This window comes from Diaphorobacter sp. HDW4B (assembly GCF_011305535.1).
Lineage (GTDB): Bacteria > Pseudomonadota > Gammaproteobacteria > Burkholderiales > Burkholderiaceae_C > Diaphorobacter_A.
Genome location: NZ_CP049906.1, coordinates 200,644 through 212,649, shown reverse-complemented (window position 1 = coordinate 212,649; position 12,006 = coordinate 200,644). Strand labels below are relative to the sequence as shown.

The window sequence follows — 12,006 nt, the reverse complement described above, 5'->3', positions numbered from 1 at the left end:
TCCGGAGTCTTGTCATGCTGATCAGATCGCTGCGCTCTTTTCTGGCGCTGCATCGTTTTGGAACCATTGTCGCCGCCGCCGAGAAAGTGCATCTTTCTCAGGCGGCCGTGAGCGTTCAGCTCAAGAACATGGAGGACGAGCTGGGCATTGCTTTGTTCGTGCGCACCAAGCGCTCGCTGGAGTTCACCTCGGCAGGGCGGCAAATGGTGCCGCTGGCCGAGAAGATGGTCTCGATCTACGAGGAGATGAAGGCGATCAAGGGGGGCGGGCCCATCGGGGGCTTTCTGTCGCTGGGTGTGATCAACAGCGCGCTGGGCGGTGTGCTTCCACAGTTGCTCAAGGAGATGACGCAGACGAACCCGGGGTTGGAGGTGAAGATCATGGCCGGCATTTCGGGCGAGCTGGTGACGCAGGTAAACCGTGGCACGCTGGACATGGCCATCGTGACCGAGCCGCCGCAGCGTTTTCCCACCAACCTCAGCGTCCACTATCTCTACAGTGAACCTTTCGCGCTGCTCACTCCAGCCGAGGTCCCCTACCAGGATCTGGTTCAGGCCTTCAAGTCGTCCACGCCGTACATCGCGTTTGAACGCAGCACCTGGGCGGGACAGCTCATTGACGAGTTCTTGATGAAGCGCGGCGTGATGACCAAGCCATCGATGGAGCTCAATTCGCTGGACGCGATTGCGGCGCTGGTCAGTCAGGGCTTGGGCATTTCCATCGTGCCACTGATCCGTGGCGCGGCCTGGCACGCCAGTCCCAATCTGCATGTGGTGCGCCTGCCTAATTTCGAGCGACCGGTATCGTTGATCACGCGAGCATCCCACGAGCACGACGCTCTCACAGCGCTGCTGCTGTCGTCGTTCAGCACGGTGGACTGGACCAACTGACGTTGCATGTGGCGCAGGAGGGATTCATGCTCCCGTGCCACAGCATTCCCTGATCGCTTCAACCGTGGCGGCGTGTGGGCTCGCGCATCAGCACGAACTCTTCTGCCGATGTCGGGTGCATCGCCATGGTGTTGTCGAAATCACGTTTGGTGGCTCCCGCGCTGATCGCGATGGCCAATCCCTGAATGATCTCGGGAGCATCGGCTCCGAGCATGTGAATGCCGGTCACGCGATCGGTCGTGCGATCCACGATGAGCTTCATGTAGGTGCGCTCCTGACTGCCGACGAAGGCCTTCTTCATGGGGCGGAACTGACTCACATAGACGTCGGTCGGTCCGCGCTCGATGGCTTGCGCTTCAGTCAGCCCGATGGTCGCGATCGGCGGGGAACAGAAGACGGCGCTGGCCACGTTGGTGTGATTGGCCTGAATGTGCCTACCTCCGAATTCCGTGTCCGCAAAGGCCCGGCCCTCGGCAATGGCCACTGGTGTGAGGTTCACTCGGTTGGTGACGTCTCCAATGGCCCAGATGCCGGGCACGACGGTGCGGCTGTCGGCATCCACAGGAATGGCGCCTGACGCATCGGTCCGGATACCCACGCTATCGAGACCCAGACCCCAGATGTTGGGCTTTCGACCTGTGGCGTTGAGCACTGCTTCGGCTTGCAGCACCGAGCCGTCTTCGAGACGAAGTGTGAATCCGCTGGCGTCCTTCGACAAGGCCTGGGCGCGCATGCCCGCATGCAGCTTCACACCCAGTGATTCGAGCGCCTGTGCGGCCTGCGCACGCAGATCCTCATCGAAGCCGCGCAGTGGCAGATCGGCGCGATAAGCCATCGACACTTGCACGCCCAGTCTCGCGAGAATGGATGCGAACTCGGCGGCAATGTATCCCGCACCGATCACCAGAAGCGACTTGGGCAGCGCATTCAATTGCAGGATGTCGTCGGAAGTCCATGCCTGCTCAAGCCCTGCAATTCCATCGGTGGAAGGTGCACCGCCGGTGGCGATCAGAATCCGATCGGCATGATAGGTCTCTCCGTTCGCCTCGACCGTACGTTCTCCGGTGATGCGTGCATGAGCGAGCAGTGTCTGTACACCGGAGTTCGCGAGCATCTGGCGATACACGCCTTCGAGCCGGTTGAGTTCGTTGTCCTTGGCTCGCGTCCAGCGGGCAACGTCGAATTGCGTGGCAACTTCACTCCAGCCGAAGGCGCTGGCCTCGCTGAAAGCGCTGCCCATCTCCGACGCATACATCATGAGCTTCTTGGGAATGCAGCCGCGCAGCACGCAGGTGCCGCCCACGCGGGTGCCCTCGATCAGCAGCACTTTGGCTCCGTGACTGGCCGCGCGCCGGGATGCCGCGATGCCGCCGGAGCCTGCGCCGATGACGATGAGATCGAATGTGTTGGCTGCTGTCATGTTTTGGCCGTCTGAGTGAGTTCGGGAAGGGCCAGTGCGCGTTGCACGGCGGGTCGCGATGCGATGCGCTCGCGCCACTCGTTGAGACGAGGATATGCGACGACATCGATGCCCATCTTCTCCGACAATCGTAGCCAGGGAAAGATCGCCATGTCCGCGATGGAGTATTGCGTGCCTGCGAAGTAGGCGCTGTTCTGCAGATGTTGCTCCATCACCGAATGGATGCGCTGCACTTCGGCTGCGAAACGTTCGAGCGCATACCCATCCGATTGCTCCGCAGAAGGTGCCGAACGGGAGCGTCCTCGGAAGTGACTGAGCTGTCCCATCATGGGGCCGACAGCGCTCATCTGGAACATCAGCCACTGCATGGCGGAGGAGCGCTCGGCGATGTCCTGCGACAGAAAGCGGCGGAACTTTTCGGCCAGATGAATGAGGATGGCACCGGATTCGAAGATCGTGACCGGTTTGCCATCCTGCGGATCACTGTCGATCAGCAGCGGAATCTTGCGATTGACACCGAGCGGCGCCATCATGGCGGAGAAGGTCTCCTTGTCGTTGATGTCGGCCGGATGGATGCGGTAGGTCGCATCGCATTCCTCCAACATGATGTGCACCTTGTGCCCGTTGGGAGTGCCCCAGGTATATAAATCCAGCATCTGAAATCGGTGAAGAGAGAGAAGGCAAGTGACGCTGACGGGGTGCACGAGGCACCCCGTTATCGTCATCCTCAGCTGCCGAAATCCAGCTTGGCGGTTTTCAGTGCCGAGATGTAGGACTGCAGATCGCTGGTCACACGCGCTGTCATCTGCTCGGGCGTGGAGGGCATGACTTCAATGTCGAAGCTCTCGATCTTGGCCTTCACATCAGGCATGGCAAGAATCTTGTTCAAGGCCAGGTTGGTCTTCTTGACGATGTCCGCCGGGGTGCCCGCAGGGAAAGCGAATCCATACCAGACGCCTACTTCGAAGTCGCCAGGCACGCCGGCTTCCGTCATGTTCGGCACATTGGGGAATGAGGCAGAGCGCTTGCGGCCCGTCACCATGAGCGGACGCAGCTTTCCGGAAGTGACAAAGGGCTTGGTCGCTGTCGTCGTATCGATGATGTATTCCACTTCCTTGGACAGGATCGCATTGAGTGCGGGCGAGCTGCCCTTGTAAGGCACATGCACGCCGTCGAGCTTGGTCGCATTCTTGATCATCTCTGCCGAGAAGTAGGTACCGAAGCAGCAGGAGGCATAGCTGAAGTTGCTGTTTTTCACGCGCGACGCGGCTTCCAGTTCCTTGAAGTTGGTGATCTTCGAGTCTGCGCCGACAGCCAGCAAATATGGGGACTGGCCGATCGTTCCGATGAACGAGAAGTCCGTGATGGGATCAAGCGGGAAGTCCTTCTTGACCACCTTGTTGAGCGCGAAGCTGCTGGTGGTGAGGCCGATGGTGTAGCCGTCCTTTTCCGAGCGTGCGACCGATTGCAGTGCAATCACCATGTCACCGCCGGGCTTGTTCTGCACGATGACGGGTGTCTCCCATTGCTCGGTCAGCTTTTGACCGATCAGACGCGCAAGGATGTCCGAAGCGCCGCCTGGTGCGAATGGCACGATCAGGTTGATCGCCTTGCCCTTCTTGGGATAGTCCTGTGCGGCGACTTGTGTGCCGATGGAGAGAATGCTTGCCGCGATGACGGCTGTTGACAGAAGAGTGCGCTTCACCAATGTCTCCTTTGATTCTGAATGCATGTTGAATCCGGTGCTCCGCGTTCTTTTCCTGTGAGGTGCGCGAAGTCGTTCCGAGATCAAAATGTATTGAATGCAGTGCGATCGTTGGCTAGCTTTTCTCGAGGCTGAAACTGGATATTTTTAAAGAGTCGATGCTCGCGATGAATGTGGCGGAGTCGAGCCTCGGTCTTCGTGAACCTGAAGGACTCGAATGTCCCACAGAACGATGCGAGAAGCGCTTGGCAGTCAGTTGCCTCGGGCGGCTTCGTTCCAGAACGCACGGGCCACTGGAGAGAGCCGATTGGAGTTCTGGCAGGCCAGCGCGATATAGCGCTGCGTGGTGGGTGTGAGCGGCTTGTAGACGATGCCGGGAATGGCATCGGGCAAGGCGAGGCGGGCCAGGATCGATACGCCGTGACCGTCCGCGACATACTGCAGTATCGAGGTGATCTGGTGCAACTCGTGCGCGATGCGCGGCTTGAGATCGTGCTTGAGCAGCAGTCGGTAGATCAGTGGCTTGGATCCTGCGCGGGTGAGCAGGAACGGGTACTCCATCAGTTCGCTCAGCTGGACCACGTCCTGCAGCGCAAGCGGGTGCCCGTCAGGCAGCACGGCGACGAGCTCATCCATGGCGAGTGTCTGGGTCTCGAGTTCGAGTTTGGGCAGTGGGACGACCGCCAGTTCGATGCGGTGTTCCATCAGGTCGAGACTGGTCTGCTCCTCGGGCTTTTCGATGATGTGAACATCCACGCCGGGATGCTTCTGACGAAAGGACTTGAGAATCGGAGGAAGCGCTCTGAGCGTGCCACTGGCACCGAACGAGCCTATGTAGAGCTGCCCGGTCTTGAGGTCTGCATCCGAGCGAGCGATCGACTTCATCAGTTGCATCGACGCGAAGACTTCCTTGGCCAAAGGAAGAATGCGTTCACCTGCGTAGGTCAGCGGTGCTCCGGGTGCACTGCGGTCGATGAGTTGGGCACCAAGCGCCGACTCCAAGGCACGCAGGGCGTGGCTGGTGGCCGATGGTGACAGGCCAAGCTTGGCACCTGCGCTGGAGATGCCATCCGACTGCACCAGAGCGAGCAGCAGCTCGAGTTGTTTGAGGGTCGGATAGTCGTGCTTGCCACCCAGATTCACAGCGTCTGTCTCCCTTTGCGTTCACCGATGCAGCACTGCGTGCTTCGCGTCTGTCTCCAAGCGCTTCCATACCTTCATGGAAGCGCTTGGATGGTACACGATCACATGGCAGGCAACGGCGAAGAGCCAGCAGGACGCGGTCGATTGCCGGGAGGCTGCTTGCCTCAGGCGGCTTTCAATTCCGCTTCGTTGGAGTAGCCGGAAATGAAGGGTTTGCGTTCGCCCGTTTCCACGACGAACACATGTCGCGAGATGCGGCCGATGTTTCCGCCGTAGACGTGGATGCTGATGGACACACGATCATCGTAGAGATTGGAGACGCGGTGGATGTCACCGATGGTGGGCGACACGCAGTCCACATCGCCCGGATTGAGCTGCTCCGAGCCCAGCGAACGCATGCTCTTGCCGTCTTCCGCATACTCGAACAATTCGCCGACTTCGCAGCCACGCATCATGCCTATCAGTGCCCAGACGGTATGGTTGTGCACCGGCGTTTTCTGACCCGGTCCCCAGACGAAGCTCACTACGGAGAAGCGGTCCTGCGGGTCTGCGTGCAGCAGGTACTGTTGGTAGTACTGAGGGTCGGGCTTGGCATAACGTTCAGGAAGCCAGTCGTCCTGCTCGATCAGTTGCTTGAGCACCGCCCCGCCTTTCTCCAGAATGGCGGGTTCATCGCCTTGGTGCTGGTCGATCACCTTGGTGAAGTCGGTGACGAATTTCTGAAATGTGGCTGGCATGTCAATCATGGGTGGGTCTCCGTATTGTTCGAGTATGAAATGCGCGATGCTGGTCTTGTCAGGATTTGGTCTGCGCAGCGTAGCCATCGCGGGTCTGCGGCAGCTTCATGTTCAGCAGCTTGGATGCCACCTGTGTGCGCAGAATCTGCGCGGTGCCGCCAGCGATGGTGAACATGCGGGCGTCGCGCACATGACGCTCCATCGGGTTGTGGCGTCCGTAGCCTGAAGAGCCGTAGAACTGCAGTGCGTCGTTGGTGACCTTGTTGGCGGTCTCGGCGGCCATGATCTTGGCACGAGCGGCTTTGTCGATGTCCGGGAAATGCTCACCGCTGGCCGCTGCATGACGCAGCATCAGGCGTGCCGCTTCCAACTGGGTGGACATATCGGCCAGCATCCACTGCAGACCCTGGAATTCGGCGATGGGGCGACCGAACTGCTCACGTGTCTTCAGATATGCCATGCCTTCCTCGAACGCTCCTTGCGCAATGCCCAGAGCTACCGTGCCGGCACCAACGCGCTGCGCATTGTAGGCATTCATCAGCGATGCAAAGCCGCGCTTGAGTCCACCAGGCGGAACGACCAGCATGGACTTGTGCACGCGCAGATTGCGGAACTCCAGATGGGTCTCGGGGATGCCCCGCACACCCATGGCGTAGAGGCGGCGTCCCACCACCAACTGGTCGGCAGGAGTGCGGTCACGCACGCAGATGAACGCGCCTACGCCCTGATCCACGCCGTCATCGAAAACACGTGCAAAGATGAGATGCAGATTGGATACGCCGCCGCCGGTGATCCAGTACTTTTCGCCGTTGAGAATGTATTCGTCACCCTTGCGATCGGCGCGTGTGGTCATCTCGCTCGCAGCGCTTCCGGCATTGGGCTCGGAGATGCAGATGGCGGGCTTGTCGCCACCGAGCACCAGCTCGGCCGCCATGTTCAATTGCTCCGGAGTGCCGTAAGTGGCGATCGCGCCGATCGCCCCCATGTTGGCTTCCACCGTGATGCGTCCCATGGTCGCGCAGGACTTGGCCATTTCCTCCACGACGATGACTGCGTCCAGATAGCTCCGGCCCTGGCCGCCCGCACGCTTGGGAAGCGTCATGCCCATGAAGCCGGCATCGCGCAGCTTGGCAATGTTGTCCCAGGGATATTGCTCGGTGCGATCGGTCTCGGCGGCGGTCGGTGCGAAGGCAGTCTGCGCAAGCTCTCGTGCGCGTGCCTGGAGGTCGAATTGTTCTTTGGTAAGTTCGTACATGAGGAGTCTCCGGAAGAAGAATGGTTGGAGTTTTCTGTAATGTTCAAGCCGCGCCGAGCCAATCGCTCAGAACGCTTCGTTCATGTTCGTTCAGGCGCGGGGGCGGGCGTCGATAGCTGGGAGGGGTGACGGACATCTTCAGCGGATTCGCCAGCAGGCTGATCTCTCCATCCTCCGCCCAATCACAAGGCATGCGCAACTCGGCGCCGCGTGCGATGACGTGGGGATCGTTGAAGACGTCGTCAAGATCGTTCACAGGCCCACAAGGCACGCCCGCAGCTTCGAGCTCCTGCAGCCAATGGCTGCGTGGATGCTTCTTCAGCAGGTCGGCAACCCGCTCCACAAGTGCCTCGCGATGGGCAATGCGTTGCACGTTGGTTGCGTAGCGTGGATCGTCAGCGAGTGCTTCGGCTTGTGCCACTTGGCAGAAGCGACGAAACTGTGCGTCGTTGCCGACTGCGAGAATCATCGGCGAGTCCGCGCTAGGGAACACCTGATAGGGCACGATGTTGGGATGCCCGTTGCCCAACCGGGTCGGCAGCTTTCGTTCGGCCAGGTAGTTGGTTCCAGCATTGACCAACCAGGCGATCTGCGTGTCCAGCAGAGAGATGTCGATGTGCTGCCCCTGACCTGTCTTGTCGCGATGCTGCAGAGCTGCCAGCATGCCGACCGTCGCATACATGCCGGTCATCACATCGGCGATGCCCACGCCTACCTTCATGGGCTCGCCATCGGGCACGCCGGTAAGGCTCATGATCCCGCCCATTCCCTGAATCAGAAAGTCGTAGCCGGGGCGGCTGGCGTATGGACCTGTATGACCAAACCCGGTGATCGAGCAGTAGATGAGGCGCGGATATTTCTCGCGCAGTTGCTCATAGGAAAGACCGTATTTGGAGAGACCACCGGCCTTGTAGTTCTCCACCAGAATGTCGGCCTTGGCCAGCAGCCGGTGAATGAGTTCCTTGCCTTCTTCGCTTGCGATGTCGATGGCGATGGAGCGCTTGTTTCGGTTTGCCGCAAGGTAGTAGGCGCTCTCGTTTGTGGGGCTGCCATCACGGTCAGCAATGTAGGGGGGACCCCATTTGCGGGTATCGTCCCCTTCATCAGGGCGCTCGACCTTGATCACATCGGCACCCAAGTCCCCCAACAATTGGGTTGCACTGGGCCCTGCGAGGATACGCGAGAGATCCAGTATCCGGATTCCGTTCAACGCTCCCTCGTTCGCTTGTTCTGGCATCGTTTGCCGTCCTTCCAACTTCAAGAATGGGCTGTGTGACTGGCATTTGTCCATGCACCTGCCTGTCATCTCGTTGAAGTATGTTTCCGGCCATCTTCATGCTCAATTGAGTTTTTTTTCAAACCCTTGGCTCTATGCTCTGCATGGGGCACATCCGAGTGCCAGCAATTCAACAAGTGACAGGAGGATGGAATGAAGGCGATTCAGGATGGCTACCCGTCGAAATACGCACACTGCTACGGGTGTGGCCACGGGAATCCGGCGGGATATCAACTCAAGAGCTATTTGCGCGATGGCACTACCGAGGCACGATTCACGCCCGGCATGCAGTACAGCGGGGGCGTGCCGGGTCACGTCTACGGCGGCATGATTGCGTCTCTGATGGACTGCCACGGTACGGCTTCCGCCGCAGCCTTCGCCTGTCAGGCGCGTGGCCTGTCGATCGAGGAGCAGGCCGATCCACCGCGCTTTGTTACAGCGTCACTCAAAGTCGATTTCAAGAACCCGACACCCCAGGGCGCGGAGTTGCAGGTTCGCGGAGAGCCCATCAGCGTGGACGGACGCAAGGTGCGCATCGCACTCAGCCTGCATGCGGGTGACGTGGTGTGTGCGACGGGAGAAATGCTGGCGATCGAGTTGCGCGCGGGGGCATGATTCAAGCGTTCACCTGCAACGCGTGTGCGTGTCGAATGCATGGTGAAAGTACACCGGGGTGAGTACGCGAATCCATGACTCGCAAATGGGCCACGTGCCGAAGCGGTTTGTCTTTTGCCGTGATCAACTGATGGCCCCATCAACGACCTACTTGGACTGCTCCCCCATCAATCGCCCCGCATCCTTGAGAGCAGAGTACATGCGTTCTGCAGCAGGTGACAGCAGACGGTCGGCGCGCGTGATCAATCCGTAGTCATCCATGCGGCAATCCATGGCCAGTGGCAGGATTTTCACCATTCCATGCTCTGCATAGTAGTTCGCTACATCGGTGGCGAGAACGGCCACCATGTCGCTGGATTCGATCAGTTTGGTGACGAACAGCGGAGCGGAGCTCTCGACCACACGAACGGGTGGGCGCAAGCTGGCGCGTTGGAACATCAGCTCGAAGCGGTGTCGCAGGATCGATCCCATGGGCTGCACGATCCAGGTGACATCCTCCAACTGCGACAGTCTCAGCGTACGGTGCTGCATCAATGGGTGATGGGGACGCACCACCGCGCTGACTGGCTCAACCGCCAATGGTTCGTAGTGAAGTCCCAGCTTGTCATGTTCGATGGACAAGCGGCCAACCACGATATCCAGACGCTCCTGCGCAAGACGGTCCAACAGGATGTTGCTGCTTTCCACTTCGACCGTCACGGTCAGGCTGGGCCAGCGTGCCTTGACTTCGGAGACGGCTGCGGGAAGCAGGCTCACGGCGGGCGACGTGATGCTTCCGACACGCACGTGACCTGCCAGTCCCTCCTTGAGCCCGGCAATTTCGTCATGGGCCTGGTCCAGGCTTTCAATCAGCAGGCGCGCGTGGCGGATCAATGCAAGTCCGTATTCCGTGGGGCGCACACCGCGGGACAGGCGCTCGAACAAGGGAACTCCCAGCAGCTGCTCCAGTTCACGCAGCATTTTGGAGGCTGCGGGTTGCGTCATGGCCAATACATCGGCAGCTCGGTGGATGTTGCCTTCATCGGCCAGTGCCACCAGCAGCGTGAGCTGTCTTGTCTTCAAGCGCGAACGGATAAATCGGGGGGCAGCGGTGCTCATAGGGTTTCCATCAATGCCAAAATTGATATCCAAAGTGGCTGTATTTTCATTGGAAGAATAACAAAACAATATCTAAAGTAGCGCCTGCGTTTGCCCCGACGGGCAGGCAATTTCTCAATAGGCCCTACGATGACCACCAAGCAAAAGCCCAAACTTCGCTCTACCGAATGGTTCGGCTCCCACGACAAGAACGGCTTCATGTATCGGAGCTGGATGAAGAATCAGGGGCTGCCGGATCACGAATTCGATGGCCGTCCGGTCATCGGCATTTGCAATACGTGGTCGGAGCTCACGCCTTGCAACGCGCATTTCCGCAAGATTGCGGAGCACGTCAAGCGCGGCATCTACGAAGCGGGGGGCTTCCCGGTCGAATTTCCGGTGTTTTCCAGCGGCGAGTCCAACCTGCGACCCACCGCGATGCTGACCCGCAATCTGGCGTCAATGGATGTCGAGGAAGCGATTCGCGGCAACCCGATTGATGCCGTGGTGCTGCTGTGCGGCTGCGACAAGACAACGCCTGCCTTGTTGATGGGTGCCGCCAGCGTGGACGTGCCCGCCATCGTGGTGACAGGTGGCCCGATGCTCAATGGCAAGCTCGATGGCAAGAACATCGGCTCCGGCACGGCGGTGTGGCAACTGCATGAATCGCTGAAGGCCGGCGAGATCGATCTGCACAAATTTCTCTCGGCCGAGGCGGGCATGTCGCGTTCTGCCGGTACCTGCAACACCATGGGGACCGCATCCACCATGGCTTGCATGGCCGAATCGCTTGGCACCAGCTTGCCGCACAACGCGGCGATCCCCGCCGTGGATTCGCGGCGCTATGTGCTGGCGCACATGTCAGGCATGCGCATCGTCGAGATGGCCAAGGAAGGATTGACGCTGTCCAAAATCCTGACGCGCGAAGCCTTCGAGAACGCCATCCGGGTCAATGCTGCCATCGGCGGATCCACCAACGCGGTCATCCATCTCAAAGCCATTGCAGGTCGTATCGGCGTGCCACTGGAACTGGAAGACTGGAGCCGTGTGGGCCAAGGCATGCCGACCATCGTTGACTTGATGCCTTCGGGACGTTTCCTGATGGAGGAGTTCTACTACGCAGGTGGGTTGCCAGCCGTGCTGCGACGCATGGGCGAGGCGAATTTGCTGCCCCACCCACAGGCACTGACCGTCAACGGTCGCTCCATCTGGGACAACGTCAAAGACGCTCCGAGCTATGACGATGAGGTGATCCGCCCCCTCGACAAGCCACTGATTGCGGATGGCAGCATCCGGATCCTGCGTGGCAATCTGTCGCCACGAGGTGCCGTCATCAAACCTTCGGCCGCCACCCCCGCACTGCTCAAGCACCGAGGACGGGCGGTCGTCTTCGAGAATCTGGAGCACTACAAGGAACGCATCGTCGACGAGAGCCTGGATGTGGATGCCAGCTCGGTACTGGTGCTCAAGCGCTGCGGTCCGCGTGGGTACCCCGGCATGGCTGAAGTGGGCAATATGGGTTTGCCTCCCAAGCTGCTGCGTCAGGGCGTCAAGGACATGGTGCGCATCTCCGATGCGCGCATGAGCGGCACCGCTTACGGCACGGTCGTATTGCACGTCGCGCCCGAGGCTTCGGCCGGTGGGCCACTCGCGATCGTGCGCGATGGGGACTGGATCGAGTTGGACAGCGACGCAGGCCGTCTGCATCTGGACATTCCCGAGGACGAATACCAGCGTCGCATGGCAGAGGTTCAGTTGGACCCCGCTCCAGCGGATGGTGGTTACCGCCGTCTCTATGTCAACCATGTCTTGCAGGCCGACGAGGGCTGCGACCTGGACTTTCTTGTGGGCTGCCGTGGATCGGCCGTGCCCCGCCACTCCCATTGAT

11 protein-coding genes are annotated in these 12,006 nt (G+C 59.9%); 3 read left to right on the top strand and 8 right to left on the bottom strand.

The window, feature by feature from the left end; all coding sequences use genetic code 11:
• Window positions 1–14 precede the first annotated feature (14 nt).
• Window positions 15–890, top strand: coding sequence for a LysR substrate-binding domain-containing protein (locus G7048_RS25795; RefSeq protein ID WP_166071341.1), 876 nt, complete (start codon window positions 15–17; stop codon window positions 888–890).
• A 58-nt stretch (window positions 891–948) separates the two neighbouring features.
• Here G7048_RS25795 and gorA read toward each other — a convergent pair whose 3' ends face one another.
• From gorA to G7048_RS25760, 7 genes are all read right to left on the bottom strand, one after another.
• Window positions 949–2,310, bottom strand: a complete 1,362-nt coding sequence (gene gorA, locus G7048_RS25790; protein ID WP_166071340.1) for a glutathione-disulfide reductase — start codon at window positions 2,308–2,310, stop codon at window positions 949–951.
• Window positions 2,307–2,966, bottom strand: a complete 660-nt coding sequence (locus G7048_RS25785) for a glutathione S-transferase family protein (protein ID WP_166071339.1) — start codon at window positions 2,964–2,966, stop codon at window positions 2,307–2,309. Before G7048_RS25785 ends, gorA begins: the two co-directional genes overlap by 4 nt.
• Window positions 2,967–3,037: 71 nt before the next feature.
• Entirely contained in the window at window positions 3,038–4,015 is a 978-nt protein-coding gene (locus tag G7048_RS25780; RefSeq protein WP_166071338.1) for a tripartite tricarboxylate transporter substrate binding protein, read from the bottom strand.
• Between the two features lie 252 nt (window positions 4,016–4,267).
• The gene (locus tag G7048_RS25775; RefSeq protein WP_166071337.1) at window positions 4,268–5,158 is read right to left on the bottom strand and encodes a LysR family transcriptional regulator; all 891 of its coding nucleotides are present in this window, start codon (window positions 5,156–5,158) and stop codon (window positions 4,268–4,270) included.
• Between the two features lie 164 nt (window positions 5,159–5,322).
• Window positions 5,323–5,904, bottom strand: coding sequence for a cysteine dioxygenase (locus tag G7048_RS25770; RefSeq protein ID WP_166071336.1), 582 nt, complete (start codon window positions 5,902–5,904; stop codon window positions 5,323–5,325).
• Between the two features lie 49 nt (window positions 5,905–5,953).
• Complete coding sequence (acdA, locus tag G7048_RS25765; protein WP_166071335.1) at window positions 5,954–7,150, bottom strand: 3-sulfinopropanoyl-CoA desulfinase; 1,197 nt, start codon at window positions 7,148–7,150, stop codon at window positions 5,954–5,956.
• Between the two features lie 43 nt (window positions 7,151–7,193).
• A complete protein-coding gene (locus G7048_RS25760) occupies window positions 7,194–8,387 on the bottom strand; it encodes a CaiB/BaiF CoA-transferase family protein (RefSeq protein ID WP_166071334.1) in 1,194 nt (397 codons plus the stop codon).
• Window positions 8,388–8,579: 192 nt separating this feature from the next.
• On the opposite strand from G7048_RS25760, the gene G7048_RS25755 reads away from it, so the two are divergent.
• Window positions 8,580–9,041 (top strand): PaaI family thioesterase, encoded by a 462-nt coding sequence (locus G7048_RS25755; protein WP_166071333.1) that lies wholly within the window; start codon window positions 8,580–8,582, stop codon window positions 9,039–9,041.
• 147 nt (window positions 9,042–9,188) lie between these two features.
• Here G7048_RS25755 and G7048_RS25750 read toward each other — a convergent pair whose 3' ends face one another.
• On the bottom strand, window positions 9,189–10,139 hold the full coding sequence (locus G7048_RS25750; protein ID WP_166071332.1) for a LysR substrate-binding domain-containing protein: 951 nt from the start codon (window positions 10,137–10,139) through the stop codon (window positions 9,189–9,191).
• Between the two features lie 129 nt (window positions 10,140–10,268).
• On the opposite strand from G7048_RS25750, the gene G7048_RS25745 reads away from it, so the two are divergent.
• Window positions 10,269–12,005, top strand: a complete 1,737-nt coding sequence (locus tag G7048_RS25745) for an IlvD/Edd family dehydratase (RefSeq protein WP_166071331.1) — start codon at window positions 10,269–10,271, stop codon at window positions 12,003–12,005.
• Window position 12,006 lies beyond the last annotated feature (1 nt).